This is a genomic window from Pseudomonas sp. BP6, from assembly GCF_017875935.1.
GTDB classification, from domain to species: Bacteria; Pseudomonadota; Gammaproteobacteria; order Pseudomonadales; family Pseudomonadaceae; genus Aquipseudomonas; species Aquipseudomonas putida_Y.
The window spans coordinates 5,759,615-5,778,315 of the sequence record NZ_JAGINI010000001.1; the positions used below are offsets into that span (position 1 = coordinate 5,759,615).

Genomic DNA, 18,701 nt, shown 5'->3' on the forward strand with positions numbered 1-18,701 from the left:
ACGTGACATGCAACAAGCTCAAGGTCTCAAGCGCGGGTTAAGTGCCCGCCACATCCGTTTCATGGCCCTTGGCTCCGCCATCGGCACCGGCCTGTTCTACGGCTCGGCCTCGGCCATCCAGATGGCAGGCCCGGCCGTGCTGCTGGCCTACCTGATCGGCGGCGCTGCCGTGTTCATGGTCATGCGCGCCCTTGGCGAAATGGCCGTGCACAACCCGGTGGCCGGCTCCTTCGGCCACTACGCCACGACCTACCTCGGCCCAATGGCTGGCTTCATCCTCGGCTGGACCTACGCTTTCGAGATGGTCATCGTCGCCATCGCCGACGTCACCGCGTTCGGTATCTACATGGGCTTCTGGTTCCCGGAGGTAGCCCGCTGGATCTGGGTGCTGGGCATCGTCTTCCTGATCGGTGGCCTCAACCTGTGCAACGTCAAGGTGTTCGGCGAAATGGAATTCTGGCTGTCGCTGCTCAAGGTCGGCGCCATCGTGGCGATGATCCTGGCCGGCCTCGGCATCATGGCCTTCGGTTTCAGCCAGGTGGGTACCGGGCATGCCGTGGGCATGAGCAACCTGTTCGACCATGGCGGCTTCATGCCTAACGGCGTGGGTGGCTTGATTGCGTCGTTTGCCGTGGTGATGTTCGCCTTCGGCGGTATCGAGATCATCGGGGTCACCGCCGGTGAGGCAAAGGACCCGCAGCGCGTCATTCCCAAAGCAATCAACGCGGTGCCGCTGCGTATCCTGCTGTTCTACGTGCTTACCCTGTTCGTGCTGATGTGCCTGTACCCCTGGCCGCAGATCGGCAGCCAGGGCAGCCCGTTCGTGCAGATCTTCAGCAACCTGGGCATCGGCTCTGCCGCTGCCGTGCTGAACGTCGTGGTGATTTCCGCTGCCATCTCTGCCATCAACAGCGACATCTTTGGTGCTGGCCGCATGATGTATGGCCTGGCCCAGCAAGGCCACGCCCCGCGCGGTTTCAGCAAGTTGTCGAAGCATGGCGTACCGTGGATGACCGTCGTGGTGATGGGGGCTGCGCTGTTGATCGGCGTATTGCTCAACTACCTGATCCCGGAAAATGTGTTCCTGCTGATTGCCTCGATCGCCACCTTCGCCACGGTGTGGGTGTGGCTGATGATCCTGCTCACCCAGGTAGCCATGCGCCGCAGCATGAGCCGCGAGCAAGTGGCCCAGCTCAAGTTTCCGGTTCCGTTCTGGCCATACGGCCCGGCCATGGCCATTGCATTCATGGTGTTCATCTTTGGCGTGCTCGGCTACTTCCCGGACACCCAGGCGGCATTGATCGTCGGCGTGCTCTGGGTGGTGTTCCTGGTGGCGTCCTACCTGCTGTGGTGCAAGCCGCGCGCAGGGCAGGGCCAGCCGGTAGCGGAGCCGGCCGAGCTGCATCGCTAGCATAGGAGATTGTGCATGAGAACCCTCTGGCAGCATTGCCATGTTGCAACCATGGCCGACGGCCGCTACTCGGCCATCGAGGATGCGGCGATCGTCACCAGCGCCGGGCTGATCGAGTGGATAGGCCCACGCGCCGAGCTGGCGCCAGTCGAAGCTGACCGCACGGTTGACCTGGGTGGTGCCTGGGTCACCCCTGGGCTGATCGACTGCCACACCCATGCGGTGTTCGGCGGCAACCGCAGCGGCGAGTTCGAGCAGCGCCTGCAGGGCGTGAGCTATGCCGAAATCGCCGCACAGGGTGGCGGTATCGCCAGCACTGTGCGGGCTACCCGTGCGGCCAGCGAAGACGAGTTGTTCGCCAGTGCTCGCCAGCGCGTCCGGGCACTGATGCGCGATGGCGTGACCACCATCGAGGTCAAGTCCGGCTACGGCCTGGACCTGGCCAACGAGCGCAAGATGCTGCGAGTGGCCCGGCGCCTGGCTGACGAGCTGCCGCTGACGGTGCGTGCCACGTGCCTGGCAGCGCACGCTTTGCCCCCGGAGTACGCAGCCCGGGCCGATGACTACATCGCGCACATCTGTGATGAAATGTTGCCGGCCCTGGCCGCCGAAGGCCTGGTAGATGCGGTGGATGCCTTCTGCGAACACCTCGCGTTCTCGCCGGCCCAGGTCGAGCGACTGTTCATCAAGGCACGCGAACTGGGCCTGCCGGTCAAGCTGCATGCCGAACAGCTGTCATCGTTGCACGGCTCAAGCCTGGCCGCGCGTTACCAGGCACTGTCGGCTGACCACCTGGAGTTCATGACAGAGGAAGACGCCATGGCCATGGCAAACGCCGGCACAGTCGCCGTGCTGCTGCCGGGCGCCTTCTACTTTCTGCGTGAAACCCAGCTGCCGCCAATGGATGCATTGCGCCGGCACGGGGTGAAGATTGCCCTGGCCAGCGACCTTAACCCCGGCACCTCGCCAGGGTTGTCGCTACGGTTGATGCTGAACATGGGCTGCACCTGCTTCCGCATGACGCCGGAAGAAGCCCTGGCCGGCGTTACGGTCCACGCTGCCACGGCGCTGGGCCTGGGTGACAGCCACGGCTCGCTGCAAGTGGGCAAGGTGGCCGACTTCGTCGCCTGGCAGATCGAACGCCCCGCCGACCTGGCCTACTGGCTGGGTGGCGACCTGCCCAAGCGCGTAGTGCGCATGGGCCATGAAATCTCCAACTGAGCGAGGCACGATGGACAAGGTACTGAGTTTTCACCAAGGTCGCCTGCCGCTGCTGATCAGCATGCCGCACGCTGGCCTGCGCCTGAGCGATGCCGTGCGCGACGGCCTGGTCGACCAGGCGCAAAGCTTGCCGGACACCGACTGGCACATCCCGCAGCTTTACGACTTTGCCCGTGACATGGGCGCCAGCGTGGTGGCTGCAGAGTATTCACGCTTCGTCATCGACCTGAACCGGCCGGACGACGACAAGCCACTGTACGCCGGCGCCACCACGGGCTTGTACCCGGCGACGTTGTTCGGTGGCGAACCCCTGTTCAAGGATGGGCTGGCGCCGTCTGGCGAAGAACGTAAACGCTATCTGGAGCAGATCTGGCGTCCTTATCACGCCACCATTCGTCGTGAACTGGACCGCTTGCGTGAGCAGTTTGGCTATGCGCTGCTGTGGGATGCCCATTCGATCCGTTCGCTGATCCCGCACCTGTTCGATGGCAAGTTGCCGGACTTCAACCTGGGTACTTTCAACGGCGCCAGTTGCGATCCGGCACTGGCTGAGCGGCTGCAGGGGGTGTGCGCCGAGGTGCAAGGCTACAGCCATGTGCTCAACGGTCGGTTCAAAGGCGGGTACATCACCCGGCATTATGGCGACCCGGCCAACCATATCCATGCTGTGCAACTGGAGCTGGCGCAAAGCACCTATATGGAGGAAGTCGAGCCGTTTGCCTACCGGGAAAACCTGGCGCAACCGACGCAAGCGGTCTTGAAGCAGCTGCTGCAAGCGCTGCTGGCTTGGGGTGATGAGCGTTACAGACGTTGAGTGGAGGAGGCGACGCTATCGGCGTCGCCAGGCATCGTGGCGGGCAGTGGCTGGAAATCGGCGCAATGGTCAATTCGCGCCGTTCGAACGCGTCAGCAAGGACGGTGCTGAAAGCGCAATTCAGGTTTATGATGGCCCACGGCCGAATAATCCTCACACGGAGTGCGCAATGCAGACCCTCTACCCGCAGATCAAACCCTACGCCCGGCACGATCTGGCCGTGGAAGCGCCGCATGTGCTTTATGTCGACGAAAGCGGCTCGCCGGAAGGTCTGCCCGTGGTGTTCATCCACGGAGGCCCTGGCGCTGGCTGCGACGCCCAGAGCCGCTGCTACTTTGACCCCAACCTGTACCGCATCATCACCTTCGACCAGCGCGGCTGTGGCCGCTCCACGCCCCATGCGAGCCTGGAGAACAACACCACCTGGCACCTGGTCGAAGACCTGGAGCGCATTCGCGAACACCTTGGCATAGACAAGTGGGTGCTGTTTGGTGGCTCTTGGGGCTCGACCCTGGCCCTGGCCTACGCTCAGGCTCACCCCGAACGTGTGCATGGCTTGATCCTGCGCGGCATTTTCCTGTGCCGGCCGCAGGAAATCGAGTGGTTCTACCAGGAGGGCGCCAGCCGCCTGTTCCCCGACTACTGGCAGGACTACATCGCACCGATTCCACCGGAGGAGCGCGGCGATCTGGTCAGGGCCTTCCACAAGCGCCTGACCGGTAACGACCAGATCGCCCAGATGCACGCCGCCAAGGCGTGGTCCACCTGGGAAGGCCGTACCGCCACCCTGCGCCCCAACCCGCTGGTGGTCGACCGCTTTTCCGAACCGCAGCGGGCGCTGTCGATCGCTCGCATCGAATGCCACTACTTCATGAACAACGCCTTCCTCGAACCAGACCAGCTGATCCGTGATCTGCCCAAGATCGCCCACTTGCCGGCGGTGATCGTGCATGGGCGCTACGATGTGATCTGCCCACTGGACAACGCCTGGGCGTTGCACCAGGCCTGGCCGAACAGTGAGCTGAAAGTGATCCGTGACGCCGGTCACGCGGCTTCCGAGCCTGGCATCACCGATGCCTTGGTGCGTGCCGCCGACCAGATGGCCCGACGCCTGCTCGACCTGCCCCTGGAAGAAGCATGAAGGGCCTGTTGCAGCGCGTGCGCGGTGCGCGGGTTGAGGTGGCGGGGGAGGTGGTCGGTGCCATCGACCAGGGGTTGCTGGTGCTGGTGGCGGTCGAGCCTGACGATTCCCGCGAACAGGCCGATAAGCTGTTGCACAAGCTGCTGAACTACCGTGTATTCAGTGACGAGCAGGGCAAGATGAACCTGTCGCTCAAGGATGTCGGGGGTGGCCTGCTACTGGTGTCACAGTTCACCTTGGCGGCCGACACCCGCAACGGCATGCGCCCAAGCTTCTCGACAGCGGCGCCACCGGCCCTCGGCGCCGAGTTGTTCGACTATCTTTTGCAACAGGCAAAGGCTCAGCACGCCGACGTGGCCAGCGGCCGCTTCGGTGCGGATATGCAGGTGCACCTGGTCAATGATGGCCCTGTAACATTTATGTTACAAATATGAGGTCAAAAACCCCTTTGTTCGCAGGAAAACAAGGGGTTTTGTACGATAAATAGTTGCTCCAGCCTGATGCGTTGTCACGCAACCTGCTGGATAATCGCGCGCTGCATGGACCTGCGTTCGCAGGTCCGTTTCACTCTGACTCGAGCATTGTCTGGATCCGTTTGGGGAATCATTACGCCCTCACGGGGTCCGAACAGTGCTCGCCAACCCGGCATTTGTCGCTGGCCGTTGGTTTCATGATCTGTTTTCGGCGAGGGTTGCTCGTGATTGTTAGTCCCCAAAAAGCATCAAGAATCCCCGGCGTTCGGCTGCGCAAGGCGCTGATGGCCAGTGTGGCTATGGTTGGCCTGATGAGCGCGGGCCAGCTGTGGGCATTCAATCTTGACGATGTTGCAGCCAAGGCAAAGGATCTGGCCGGCCAGAAGTACGACGCACCCAAAAGCAACCTGCCGGCCGTATTCCGCGACATGAAGTTTGCGGACTACCAGAAAATCCGTTTCCTGCAGGAAAAGGCCGAGTGGGCCAAGGACAAGACCCCGTTCAAGCTGTCGTTCTATCATCAGGGCATGCACTTTGACACCCCGGTGAAAATCAACGAGGTCACCGCCACCAAGGTCCGGGAAATCAAGTACGACCCGGACCGCTTCGAGTTCGGTGACGTGCCGCACGACCCGGAAACCACCAAAAACCTCGGTTACGCCGGTTTCCGCGTGCTGTACCCGATCAACAAGGCCGACAAGCAGGACGAGATCATGACCCTGCTTGGCGCCAGCTATTTCCGCGTAGTCGGCAAGGGCCATGTGTACGGCCTGTCTGCCCGTGGCCTGGCCATCGACACCGCACTGCCATCGGGCGAAGAGTTCCCGCGCTTCACCGAGTTCTGGGTTGAAAAACCCAAGCCAGCCGACAAGCACCTGGTGATCTACGCGCTGCTGGATTCGCCGCGCTCCACCGGCGCCTACAAGCTGATCCTGCGTCCGGGCAACGATACCGTGGTCGACGTGCAGTCCCGCGTGTTCCTGCGTGAGCATGTCAGCCGCTTGGGCATTGCGCCGCTGACCAGCATGTACCTGTTCGGCCCCAATCAGCCGTCCAAGGTGCTCAACTACCGCCCGGCACTGCACGATTCCGAAGGCCTGTCGATTCACGCCGGCAATGGCGAGTGGCTGTGGCGCCCGCTGAACAACCCGAAACACCTGGCCGTGAGCAACTTCAGCGTCGAGAACCCGCGTGGTTTCGGCCTGATGCAGCGTCAGCGCGCGTTCAGCGACTACGAAGATCTCGACGACAACTACCAGAAGCGCCCAAGCGCCTGGATCGAGCCGAAGGGTGACTGGGGCAAGGGTAGCGTGGACCTGGTCGAAATCCCGACCGCCGACGAGACCAACGACAACATCGTGGCCTTCTGGAGCCCGGAGAAACTGCCGGAGCCAGGTAAACCGTTCGAGTACGCCTACCGTATGCACTGGACCATTGACGAGCCGAAGTTCCAGGCCCCTGATCTGGGCTGGGTCAAGCAGACCCTGCGTTCCACCGGTGACGTCAAGCAGTCCAACCTGATCCGCCAGCCAGACGGCAGTGTGGCGTTCCTGGTCGACTTCGCCGGCCCGGCCCTGGCCGCCCTGCCGGAAGACACCGCCGTGCGCAGCCAGATCAGCGTGGGCGACAATGCCGAGGTGGTCGAGAACAATCTGCGCTATAACCCTGAGACCAAGGGCTGGCGCCTGACCCTGCGCTTGAAGGTCAAGGAAGCCAACAAATTGACCGAAATGCGTGCCGCGCTGGTGCGTGATGTACCGGTCGAGCCCGCCAAGCCTGCCCAGAACGCCAAGCAGGACAAGGCCGCAGCCAAGCATGCCAAGGCCGAGAAAGCCGTCAAGGCCGAACAACCTGCCGCCGATGCGGCGTCCACCAACGGGGCACCGGCCACCACCGAGAAGGTGTTGACCGAGACCTGGAGCTATCAGTTGCCTGCCGATGAGTAACTCAAGCGCAAGGCCGGAGTCGCTTGGCGAGTACCTGGCCCACCTACCTCTGACCGACGAGCAGCGGGCTGAACTTGCCAGCTGCACTTCGTTCAGTGAGCTGCACCAACGCTTGGCGGCCAAACCGGCCGCCAGCTCTGCCGAGGCCGTGCAGGCCTCGGTGGGCCCGCGCCTGACCGTGGGCAGCGCCGCCGAACTTGAAGACGCCGAAATGCTCGGCGTCGATGGCAGCGGCCGCCTGTGCCTGAAGATCGCCCCGCCGATCAAGCGCACCAAGGTTGTGCCCGAGCCGTGGCGCACCAATGTGTTGATCCGCATGTGGCGGCGCATGACCGGCCGCACCAACGCCCCGCAGCCGCCCAAACGCGAACTGCCACCGGCCCGCTGGCGCACGGTCGGCTCGATCCGCCGTTACATCCTGCTGGCACTGATGATCGGCCAGACTATCGTCGCCGGCTGGTACATGAAAGGCATCCTGCCGTATCAGGGCTGGTCGTTCGTCGACCTCGACGAAATCCTCAGCCAGTCGCTGTGGGACACGGTGGTGCAGGTGTGGCCGTATGCCCTGCAGACTTCCATCCTGATCCTCTTCGGCATCCTGTTCTGCTGGGTGTCGGCGGGCTTCTGGACCGCGCTGATGGGCTTCCTCGAGCTGCTCACCGGGCGCGACAAATACAAGATTTCGGGCAGCAGTGCAGGCAACGAGCCGATCGCGCCCGAGGCGCGCACCGCGCTGGTGATGCCGATCTGCAACGAAGACGTGCCGCGGGTGTTCGCCGGCCTGCGCGCAACGTTCGAGTCGGTGGCCGCCAGCGGCAACCTCGACCGTTTCGACTTCTTTGTGCTCAGCGACACCAACGACACTGACATTGCCGTGGCCGAGCAACAGGCCTGGCTGGATGTGTGCCGCGAAACCAAAGGCTTTGGTCGCATCTTCTACCGCCGCCGTCGGCGCCGGGTGAAGCGCAAGAGCGGCAACCTCGACGACTTCTGCCGTCGCTGGGGTGGCGAGTACAAGTATATGGTTGTACTCGACGCCGACAGTGTCATGAGCGGCGAGTGCCTGAGCAGCCTGGTGCGCCTGATGGAGGCCAACCCGGACGCCGGCATCATCCAGACCGGGCCGAAAGCCTCGGGCATGGACACCCTGTATGCACGTATGCAGCAGTTCGCTACCCGCGTGTACGGCCCACTGTTCACTGCCGGGCTGCACTTCTGGCAGTTGGGTGAGTCGCACTACTGGGGCCACAATGCGATCATCCGCATGAAGCCGTTCATCGAGCACTGCGCCCTGGCGCCGTTGCCGGGCAAGGGCGCATTCGCCGGTGCCATCCTTTCCCACGACTTCGTCGAAGCTGCGCTGATGCGCCGTGCCGGCTGGGGCGTGTGGATTGCCTACGACTTGCCGGGCAGCTACGAAGAACTGCCGCCAAACCTGCTCGACGAGCTCAAGCGCGACCGCCGCTGGTGTCACGGCAACCTGATGAACTTCCGCCTGTTCCTGGTCAAAGGCATGCACCCGGTTCACCGTGCGGTGTTCCTCACCGGGGTGATGTCTTACCTGTCGGCGCCGCTGTGGTTCCTGTTCCTGGTGCTGTCGACCGCGCTGTTGGCGACCAACACGCTGATGGAGCCGCAGTATTTCATCGAGCCGTACCAGCTTTACCCGCTGTGGCCGCAATGGCACCCGGAGAAGGCCGTAGCGCTGTTCTCCACCACCATCGTGCTGTTGTTCCTGCCCAAGCTGCTTAGCGTCATCCTGATCTGGGCCAAGGGCGCCGTCGAGTTTGGTGGGCGAGTCAAGGTTACCTTGTCGATGCTGATGGAGATGCTGTTCTCCATGTTGCTGGCACCGGTACGCATGATCTTCCACACCCGCTTCGTGCTGGCCGCGTTCCTCGGCTGGGCTGCGACCTGGAACTCGCCGCAGCGCGACGACGACTCCACGCCGTGGGGCGAAGCCGTGCGCCGGCATGGCCCGCAGACGCTGCTGGGCATTGCCTGGGCCGCACTGGTGGCGTGGTTGAACCCGAGCTTCCTGTGGTGGCTGGCGCCTATCGTCGGTTCGCTGGTGCTGTCGATCCCGGTATCGGTGATTTCCAGCCGCACCCGCCTGGGTCTGGCGGCCAAGGACGAGAAGCTGTTCCTCATCCCCGAGGAATACGCCACCCCACAAGAGCTGCTGGCGACCGACCAGTACACCCACGAAAACCGCTGGCATGCCTTGCATGATGGCTTCGTGCGGGCCGTGGTCGACCCGCGGCAGAATGCCCTGGCCTGCGCCATGGCCACTGCTCGCCATGGCCAGGCGGCACCGATCGAAGCGTTGCGTGCCGAGCGCGTTGCCAAGGCGATTGAAGCCGGGCCGAAAGGCCTGGACCTCAATACGCGCCTGGCCTTGCTCAGCGACCCGGTGGCATTGAGCCGCCTGCACGAGCAGGTATGGGCCGAGCACAATGCGGCATGGATCGATGTGTGGCGTGCGTCGATCAACAATGACCCGCATTCGCCGCTGTTGCCGTTGCATCCGGAAAACGCAGGCCAACCGAGCCTCGTCGGCGCCTGATCGGGCCTGTTCGCGGCGGATCGACGCCCCGATGGACCTGATCCTACAGGGTACCTGACAGGGCCTCTTCGCGGGTGAACCCGCTCCTACCAGGGATACACATTCCCTTGTAGGAGCGGGTTCACCCGCGAAGCTTTTTGCCCTAGCCCCCCATTTTGGCCAACAAAGTCCCCCCGCGGCTCTAGGTCCTCGGGCCGCCATGCGTTAGCATCCCTCTCCGATACGACGCTTCGGCCAGCACGGCCGTGCCAACACAATAAGATTCGCTACTTTTATTGCTAGGGGACTTGGTGATGATCAAGAAATACCTTTCGCGACTGCTGGTCGGTGTGACCGCCCTGGTCGCCGTGACTGCGGCCCAGGCGGGCGCCATCGATGACGCGGTCAAGCGCGGCACCCTGCGGGTGGGCATGGACCCGACTTACATGCCGTTCCAGATGACCAACAAACGTGGCGAAATCATCGGCTTCGAAGTCGATATCCTCAAGGCCATGGCCAAGTCCATGGGCGTCAAGTTCGAGGCTGTGTCCACCGCCTATGACGGCATCATCCCGGCCCTGCTGACCGACAAGTTCGACATGATCGGCAGCGGCATGACCCTGACCCAGGAGCGCAACCTGCGTCTGAACTTCAGCGAACCCTTCATCGTGGTTGGTCAGACCCTGCTGATCCGCAAGGAACTGGCTGGCGAGATCAAGTCGTACAAAGACCTGAACAACGAGAAGTACCGCCTCACTTCCAAGTTGGGCACCACAGGTGAAATGGTCGCCAGGAAGCTGATCAGCAAAGCCAAGTACCACGGCTACGACAACGAACAGGAAGCGGTCATGGACGTGGTCAACGGCAAGGCTGACGCCTTTGTCTATGACGCACCGTACAACGTGGTGGCGGTAGATAAAGCCGGCGCCGGCAAGCTGCTGTTCCTCGACGAGCCCTTCACCTACGAGCCGCTGGCCTTCGGCCTGAAGAAGGGCGACTACGACAGCATCAACTTCATCAACAACTTCCTGCACCAGATCAAGCACGACGGGACCTACGATCGTATTCACGACAAGTGGTTCAAGAACAAGGACTGGCTGAAGGAAATGGAATAAGGCCCAGGCCACAAGCCCGGCTTTATGACCCCGACGCGCAGGCAAACCCTGCGCGTTCGCATTTACGGAAGTACCCCACGTGATCAAACACAAGAAAGCCCAGTGGCCCTGGCATGGGTTGACCGCCCTGGTCCTGGTGGGCCTGGCGCTCAGCCTTTACATGGCCACCTCGATGATTTCCTACGAGTGGCGCTGGAACCGCGTACCGCAGTACTTCGCCTACAAGGCCGAGGACGCACAACGCGCTGCCGGTTACGGCACTGTGCAGGAAATCGTCATCTCCGGTGACAACGCCCGCGTCACGCTGAAGGACGAAAGTGGTGCCGAGCAAGTGCTCGATGTGGCCAAGGACAGCCTGCAACTGAGCCGCGGCGACGATGTTGCCGAAGGCGACCAGATTGGCGTAACCCGCCACTGGGCCGCTGGCCCGCTTGCGTGGGGCCTGTGGACCACCTTGTGGATCTCGGTGGTGTCCGGGGCGCTGGGCCTGGTGATCGGCCTGTTCGCCGGATTGTGCCGGTTGTCCAACAACCCGACCCTGCGCGACCTGTCGACCGTGTATGTCGAACTGGTGCGCGGCACGCCGCTGCTGGTACAGATCTTCATCTTCTACTTCTTCATCGGCACCGTGCTCAACCTGTCCCGCGAGTTTGCCGGGGTGGCGGCACTGGCATTGTTCACCGGTGCTTACGTGGCCGAAATCGTCCGCGCTGGCGTGCAGTCGATCGCCAAGGGCCAGAACGAGGCTGCCCGGTCGCTGGGCCTGAACGCTGGCCAGTCGATGCGCCATGTGATCTTGCCGCAGGCGTTCAAGCGCGTGCTGCCGCCCCTGGCCGGCCAGTTCATCAGCCTGGTCAAGGACACCTCGCTGGTGTCGGTGATCGCCATCACCGAACTGACCAAGAGTGGCCGTGAGGCCATCACCACCTCGTTCTCTACCTTCGAGATCTGGTTCTGCGTGGCAGGCCTGTACCTGCTGATCAACCTGCCGCTGTCGCACATTGCCAGCCGGCTCGAACGGAGGCTTGCGCAAAGTGATTGAAGTCCGTGACCTGCTGAAAGTCTTCGACACCCGTGGCCAGGTGGTAAGGGCTGTGGATAACGTCACCACTCAGGTCGCCAAGGGCGAAGTGGTGGTGGTGCTCGGCCCGTCGGGGTCGGGCAAGTCGACATTCCTGCGCTGCCTCAACGGCCTGGAGCATTTCGACCAAGGCCATGTGGCCATCGATGGCCTGCAACTGGCCGACCCCAAGACCGACATCAATGCCTACCGCCGCGAAGTCGGCATGGTGTTCCAGCACTTCAACCTGTTTCCGCACATGACCGTGCTGGAAAACCTGTGCCTGGCGCAGAAGGTGGTGCGCAAGCGCAACAAGGCTGACCGCGAGGCCAAGGCCCGGGCGCTGCTGGAAAAGGTCGGTATTGCGCAGAAGGCCAACGAATTCCCGTCCCGGCTTTCTGGCGGTCAGCAGCAGCGGGTAGCGATTGCCCGGGCCCTGGCGATGGACCCGAAAGTGATGCTGTTCGACGAGCCGACCTCGGCGCTCGACCCGGAAATGGTCGGTGAGGTGCTGGACGTGATGAAGACCCTGGCCCAGGAAGGCATGACCATGGTTTGCGTCACCCACGAAATGGGCTTTGCCCGTGAAGTGGCCGACCGCGTGCTGTTCTTCGACCACGGCAAACTGCTGGAAGACTCGGCACCGGCCGCGTTCTTCGCTGCGCCGAAAGACCCGCGTGCGCAGGCATTCCTGCGTCAGGTGCTGTAACCGCGCCGGTTTCTTCACGGGCAAGCCCGCCCCTGCATGTCCATCACTGCCTTGAAGGGGGTGCTGTACCTGTGGGAGCGGGCTTGCCCGCGAAGAGGGTGACGTGATGTCAGATGCTGAACCGCCCCACCATCCCCCGCAATTGCTGCCCCAGATGCTCCAGCTCTCCACTCGAGGCTGCTGTCTGCTCACTGGCGGCACTGGTCTGATCCGAGACATCCCGCACATTGATCACGCTTCGATTGATCTGCTCGGCCACCACGCTCTGCTCTTCACTGGCGGTGGCGATCTGCTGGTTCATGCCCTGAATGCTCGACACCGTGTCGGTGATCTGGCTCAGCGCGTGCCCGGCTCTACGGCTCAGATCCACGCTCTGTTCGGTCAGGCTCTTGCTGCTGTCCAGCAAACGGGTCACTTCGTCGGTACCGTTGTGCAGACTGTCTATCAGTTGGCCGATCTCCTCGGTCGCCGTCGACGTGCGCTGAGCCAAGCCGCGTACCTCATCGGCCACCACGGCAAAGCCACGCCCGGCTTCACCGGCCCGTGCCGCTTCGATCGCCGCGTTCAGCGCCAGTAGGTTGGTCTGTTCGGACACCGACTTGATCACATCGAGGATGCTGCCAATCCGCTGGCTCTCGCCTGCCAGGTGCTGCATGGCCGCCAGGCAATGGTCCATCTGCCCGGCCAGTTGTTCGATACGGCCGATGGCTTCGGCTACTACCTGGTCACCCACCTGTGCCTGCTGGTCTGCGTTGGTCGCGGCCAGCGAGGCTTGTTCGGCGTTCTGTGCCACTTCCTGCACGGTGGCACTCATCTGGTTCATGGCAGTGGCCACCTGGTCGGTTTCCTCGCGCTGCTGATTGATGCGCAGCTTGGTGTCTTCGCTACTGGCCGCCAACTGCGTGGCGGCCTGTGACAGCTGACCGACACCCTGATCGATGCCACCGATCAGCTCGCGCAGGCTCAAGGTCATCTCGCGCATACTGGTTTGCAGCTGGCCCATTTCGTCGCGGCGTTGCACGGTATCAACCTGGCTCAGGTCACCCTTGGCGATGCGGGCGGCCACAGCCAGCGTCTGGCGCAGCGGCTGGGTGATCTGCAAGGTGATCAGCCAGGCGGCCAGCGCCCCTACCACCATTGCCAGCAGTGCCACACTGGTCAGCAGCGACCGGGCGGCCAGGGCCTCTCTGTCGCGTTGTTCGACCTTGCGTTTGCCCAGTTCGAGGCTCACCGTTCGCAGCTCGTTGCCCATGTTTTCCATGCTGTTCTGCAACTGCTCGACACGAACGGCGGCGCGGCGGTACTGATCCAGGCTGGCGCGGTACTTGCTCAGCTCGGCACCGGGTTGCTCACTGATGGCACGTGGCAAGCTCAGCGGCGCAAGGCCTTCAAGCAGTTGCGCAAGGCTACTGTCGGCAGCGTCCAGGGCGCTATCACCGACTTTGGCAAAATCCTCGACCGGGACGAAGGTGTAGGCTGGAACCAGGCTTTGCTGATTGGCACCTTCGACATGCCGGCTGAGGGTGTCCATAAGGCCCAGCACGCCACTTTGCTGACTGTCGTCAGGCATTTTCAGCAAGGCCTGGGTCTGCAGTTCGTCAATCGCCTCGCTGAGTGCATGCTCCTGCGACTGCAGGGCTTCGCGCAGGGCTACACGGCTGGCGACGCTGCGCTGCAGTTCGCTGAAGTTGTCGCGCAGGCTCTGCAACAATGCCATTTTTTCTGTCAGCAACTGCCGTGACTCATCGACGTTGCTGCGTTGCTGCAGGGTGGTCAGCATGCTGTTGAGCTGGTCGAGGATGTTGCTGATGCGCGCTCTGCTGGCATCGTCGTTGAGCACGCGGTAGGTGATGCGTTCCGCGCGCAGGTCTTTTGTCAGGTCGTTGATCAGGCCTATTTCGCTGAGTTGCTGTGAGCGCACGATGGCACCATCCAGGGCACGCCAGCCGCTGATGGTGGTGGCCAGGGTGAGCAGCAGGACCACGGCGAAGCCGAGGGCCAGCTTGGCGGCGACACTGATGTTGCCGAGCTTGCGGTTGAGGGAGCCAAGCATGGGGAATCTCCGAGCGAGTGAGAGAAAGGATGCAGGCGCATGGCTGGCATCACATCTCTGCCCATCGGCAGCGGAGCTGTAGGACTTGACCTGATAATCAAGTAGGAAATTTCGCCGCGAACAGTAGGATACATAGGAGCGGGTTTGCCCGCGAATACGGTGGTGCCGGCAACGGTGAACGGCGGGTGGAGATTGGCCAGCAGGGCCGGCCCATTCGCGGGTAAACCCGCTCCTACGACGGTCTGTGCATGTGTGTAGGAGCGGGTTTACCCGCGAATACGGTGGCGGCGGCAACGGTGAACGGCGGGTGGAGATTGGCCAGCAGGGCCGGCCCATTCGCGGGTGAACCCGCTCCTACGACGGCCTGTACATGTGTGTAGGAGCGGGTTTACCCGCGAATACGGTGGTGCCGGCAACGGCGAACGGCGGGTGGAGATTGGCCAGCAGGGCCGGCCCATTCGCGGGTGAACCCGCTCCTACGACGGTCTGTGCATGTGTGTAGGAGCGGGTTTACCCGCGAATACGGTGGTGGCGGCAACGGTGAACGGCGGGTGGAGATTGGCCAGCAGGCCTGGCCCATTCGCGGGTGAACCCGCTCCTACGACGGCCTGTGCATGTGTGTAGGAGCGGGTTTACCCGCGAATACGGTGGTGCCGGCAACGGTGAACGGCGGGTGGAGATTGGCCAGCAGGGCCGGCCCATTCGCGGGTGAACCCGCTCCTACGACGGTCTGTGCATGTGTGTAGGAGCGGGTTTACCCGCGAATACGGTGGTGCCGGCAACGGTGAACGGCGGGTGGAGATTGGCCCGCAGGGCCGGCCCATTCGCGGGTGAACCCGCTCCTGCGACGGCCTGTGCATGTGTGTAGGAGCGGGTTTACCCGCGAATACGGTGGTGGCGGCAGCGGTGAACGGCGGGTGGAGATTGGCCAGCAGGGCCGGCCCATTCGCGGGTGAACCCGCTCCTACGACGGTCTGTGCATGTGTGTAGGAGCGGGTTTACCCGCGAATACGGTGGTGGCGGCAACGGTGAACGGCGGGTGGAGATTGGCCAGCAGGGCCGGCCCATTCGCGGGTAAACCCGCTCCTACGACGGTCTGTGCATGTGTGTAGGAGCGGGTTTACCCGCGAATACGGTGGTGCCGGCAGCGGTGAACGGCGGGTGGAGATTGGCCAGCAGGCCTGGCCCATTCGCGGGTAAACCCGCTCCTACGACGGTCTGTGCATGTGTGTAGGAGCGGGTTTACCCGCGAATACGGTGGTGGCGGCAACGGCGAACGGCGGGTGGAGATTGGCCAGCAGGGCCGGCCCATTCGCGGGTGAACCCGCTCCTACGACGGCCTGTGCATGTGTGTAGGAGCGGGTTTACCCGCGAATACGGTGGTGGCGGCAACGGTGAACGGCGGGTGGAGATTGGCCAGCAGGGCCGGCCCATTCGCGGGTGAACCCGCTCCTACGACGGTCTGTGCATGTGTGTAGGAGCGGGTTTACCCGCGAATACGGTGGTGGCGGCAACGGTGAACGGCGGGTGGAGATTGGCCAGCAGGGCCGGCCCATTCGCGGGTAAACCCGCTCCTACGACGGTCTGTGCATGTGTGTAGGAGCGGGTTTACCCGCGAATACGGTGGCGGCGGCAACGGTGAACGGCGGGTGGAGATTGGCCAGCAGGGCCGGCCCATTCGCGGGTGAACCCGCTCCTACGACGGCCTGTGCATGTGTGTAGGAGCGGGTTTACCCGCGAATACGGTGGTGCCGGCAACGGTGAACGGCGGGTGGAGATTGGCCAGCAGGCCTGGCCCATTCGCGGGTGAACCCGCTCCTACGACGGCCTGTGCATGTGTGTAGGAGCGGGTTTACCCGCGAATACGGTGGTGCCGGCAACGGTGAACGGCGGGTGGAGATTGGCCAGCAGGCCTGGCCCATTCGCGGGTGAACCCGCTCCTACGACGGCCTGTGCATGTGTGTAGGAGCGGGTTTACCCGCGAATACGGTGGCGGCGGCAACGGTGAACGGCGGGTGGAGATTGGCCAGCAGGGCCGGCCCATTCGCGGGTGAACCCGCTCCTACGACGGCCTGTGCATGTGTGTAGGAGCGGGTTTACCCGCGAATACGGTGGTGCCGGCAACGGTGAACGGCGGGTGGAGATTGGCCAGCAGGGCCGGCCCATTCGCGGGTGAACCCGCTCCTACGACGGCCTGTGCACATGTGTGCAGGAGCGGGTTTACCCGCGAAGAGGCCCGACCGGGTGACCGCTAGTTCAGATCACAGCCTGAACCGCCCAACCAACCCTTGCAAATGGGTCCCCAACCGCGCCAGTTCCACGCTGGAGCTGGCGGTCTCCTCACTCGCCGCGGAGGTCTGGTCGGAAATATCCCGCACATTCATCACGCTGCGGTTGATCTCCTCGGCCACGGCCGTCTGTTCCTCGGCCGCCGTGGCAATCTGCTGGTTCATCGCCTGAATCGACGACACCGTGCGGGTGATGGTTTCCAGCGAGCTGCCGGCGCGGCGGGTCAGCTCGACGCTGCTGTCGGTCAGTTGGCGGCTATTGTCCATCACGCTGGCCACCCGTTGGGTGCCGCTTTGCAGGCCGGCAATCAACTCCTCGATCTCTTCGGTCGATTGCTGTGTGCGTTGAGCCAAGCTGCGCACTTCGTCGGCAACCACAGCAAAGCCACGCCCGGCCTCACCGGCGCGTGCCGCTTCGATGGCCGCGTTGAGGGCCAACAGGTTGGTTTGCTGGGCCACCGATTTGATCACGTCGAGTACGCTGCCGATCTTGTCGCTTTCGGTCTTGAGCAGGTTCATCGCTTCGCTGGAATTGACCACTTCGCTTGCCAGGCGCTCGATCTGTGCCACCGCCTCGCCCACCACGCGATCGCCCTCGCGGGCCTGCTGGTCGGCCATCAAGGCGGCTTCAGAAGCCTGTTCGGCATTGCGTGCCACATCGTGCACGGTGGCTGTCATCTGGTTCATGGCCGTCGCTACCTGGTCGGTTTCGACCTTCTGGTTGTTGACTCCGGCGCTGGTCTGTTCTGTCACCGCCGACAGCTCCTCGGCAGCGCTGGCGATCTGCGTGACGCCGTCGCCAATGCCGCCGATCAGCTCACGCAAGCCCTGGGTCATGCGATGCATGCTGGCCTGCAATTGGCCCAGTTCGTCGCGGCGTTGTACTTGCAGGCTCTGGGTCAGGTCTCCGCTGGCCACACGTTCTGCGGCGCGCAGGGTTTGGCGCAGAGGGATGATGATCTGCCGGGTAATGGCCCAGGCAGCCAGCAGGCCAAGGGCCAATGCCAGCACGGTGGCGACTGTGAGCAGTGTTTTGGCCTGCGCGGCCGCGGCATTACGCACCTCGGTTTGCGAGGTGGTCATCGTCTGGCTGGCCTGCAGCAGTACCGTGCCTTGTTCAGCCATGCTTTGCAGCGCTTGCTCACTGGCACGCTGGGCGTCGCCGAACTGGGTCACGGCATCGCGGTAGCCGCCCATGGCCGTGGCGGCATCATCCAGGCTGGCAGCATGTTCGGCTGGCACTTTGGCCGGCAGTGCGCGCAGCTCGGCCAAGGCCTGGTCGATGGCTTTCAGTGCCGTTTGCTGGAAGTCGGCATTGCCGCTGTAGGTGTAGCCACGCACCTGGAAACGCGCTTGTTGCAGCAGGGCGCTGACGTCCACCGCGTGCTGGTACTGATTGATGTCTGCACCCTGCAGCAGGCTGCGCTGTACGCGGCCAATCAACTCCACGACTTTATCGGCGCTGCTACCCAGTACATCACGGCTTGCTTCGCGGCGTTGGTCGGCCTGCTTCAGCTCGTTGAATGCCTGCTGGTAGACGCGCACTGCCTCGCGCTGTTGTTCGAGGCGCTGGCGGTCGGCGGGTTGCTCGATCTGGCCAAGCATCAGTTGCACCTGGCGGTCGAGGTTGCTCAGGGCTTTTTCCAGCTCTGCCAGCGAAGCGTCGTCGCGGCGGCGATCATAGAGCTGGCGGGCGATGCGCAGTTCCTGGGTGTATTGCTGGACGACAGAGATATTTCCCAGTTTGTCGCCACGGTCGATGATGCTGTCCATGCCGTGCCAGCCGACCAGGGTAATGGCCAAGGTCAACAGCAGCACCAGGCCGAAGCCCAGCCCCAGTTTGCGATTGACGCTCACATTGCCCAGCGATTGGGCTAACCATTGATACATGTTCGACTCCCCGGCGGCTTGGCAGCACAAATAAT

Annotated in this window: 12 protein-coding genes; 10 read left to right on the plus strand and 2 right to left on the minus strand. The window is 63.2% G+C overall.

Annotation, left to right across the window (positions count from 1 at the left end):
* Nucleotides 1-7 precede the first annotated feature (7 nt).
* The 10 genes from J3A98_RS26110 (at nucleotide 8) to J3A98_RS26155 (ending at nucleotide 12,435) form a co-directional block, all read left to right on the plus strand.
* Entirely contained in the window at nucleotides 8-1,411 is a 1,404-nt protein-coding gene (locus J3A98_RS26110; RefSeq protein ID WP_176684820.1) for an amino acid permease, read from the plus strand.
* 15 nt (nucleotides 1,412-1,426) lie between these two features.
* Entirely contained in the window at nucleotides 1,427-2,632 is a 1,206-nt protein-coding gene (gene hutI, locus J3A98_RS26115) for an imidazolonepropionase (RefSeq protein WP_021783727.1), read from the plus strand.
* A gap of 10 nt (nucleotides 2,633-2,642) precedes the next feature.
* A complete protein-coding gene (hutG, locus tag J3A98_RS26120; RefSeq protein WP_209969496.1) occupies nucleotides 2,643-3,446 on the plus strand; it encodes an N-formylglutamate deformylase in 804 nt (267 codons plus the stop codon).
* Nucleotides 3,447-3,615: 169 nt separating this feature from the next.
* A complete protein-coding gene (gene pip, locus J3A98_RS26125; protein WP_003249260.1) occupies nucleotides 3,616-4,587 on the plus strand; it encodes a prolyl aminopeptidase in 972 nt (323 codons plus the stop codon).
* Entirely contained in the window at nucleotides 4,584-5,021 is a 438-nt protein-coding gene (gene dtd, locus J3A98_RS26130; RefSeq protein WP_176684823.1) for a D-aminoacyl-tRNA deacylase, read from the plus strand. Before pip ends, dtd begins: the two co-directional genes overlap by 4 nt.
* Nucleotides 5,022-5,284: 263 nt before the next feature.
* Complete coding sequence (locus tag J3A98_RS26135; RefSeq protein ID WP_209969498.1) at nucleotides 5,285-7,006, plus strand: glucan biosynthesis protein G; 1,722 nt, start codon at nucleotides 5,285-5,287, stop codon at nucleotides 7,004-7,006.
* Nucleotides 6,999-9,572: a glucans biosynthesis glucosyltransferase MdoH gene (gene mdoH, locus J3A98_RS26140; protein WP_209969533.1), complete on the plus strand. Its 2,574-nt coding sequence runs from the start codon at nucleotides 6,999-7,001 to the stop codon at nucleotides 9,570-9,572. The genes J3A98_RS26135 and mdoH overlap by 8 nt, the downstream gene beginning before the upstream one ends.
* A 296-nt stretch (nucleotides 9,573-9,868) precedes the next feature.
* Nucleotides 9,869-10,666 (plus strand): transporter substrate-binding domain-containing protein, encoded by a 798-nt coding sequence (locus J3A98_RS26145; protein WP_033730273.1) that lies wholly within the window; start codon nucleotides 9,869-9,871, stop codon nucleotides 10,664-10,666.
* A 79-nt stretch (nucleotides 10,667-10,745) separates the two neighbouring features.
* A complete protein-coding gene (locus tag J3A98_RS26150; RefSeq protein WP_209969536.1) occupies nucleotides 10,746-11,708 on the plus strand; it encodes an amino acid ABC transporter permease in 963 nt (320 codons plus the stop codon).
* Nucleotides 11,701-12,435, plus strand: a complete 735-nt coding sequence (locus tag J3A98_RS26155) for an amino acid ABC transporter ATP-binding protein (RefSeq protein WP_003249271.1) — start codon at nucleotides 11,701-11,703, stop codon at nucleotides 12,433-12,435. Before J3A98_RS26150 ends, J3A98_RS26155 begins: the two co-directional genes overlap by 8 nt.
* A gap of 109 nt (nucleotides 12,436-12,544) precedes the next feature.
* Here the strand turns inward: J3A98_RS26155 and J3A98_RS26160 are convergent, their stop codons facing one another.
* Nucleotides 12,545-14,488, minus strand: coding sequence for a methyl-accepting chemotaxis protein (locus J3A98_RS26160; RefSeq protein WP_209969539.1), 1,944 nt, complete (start codon nucleotides 14,486-14,488; stop codon nucleotides 12,545-12,547).
* A gap of 2,261 nt (nucleotides 14,489-16,749) precedes the next feature.
* On the minus strand, nucleotides 16,750-18,666 hold the full coding sequence (locus J3A98_RS26165) for a methyl-accepting chemotaxis protein (RefSeq protein ID WP_176683053.1): 1,917 nt from the start codon (nucleotides 18,664-18,666) through the stop codon (nucleotides 16,750-16,752).
* Nucleotides 18,667-18,701 lie beyond the last annotated feature (35 nt).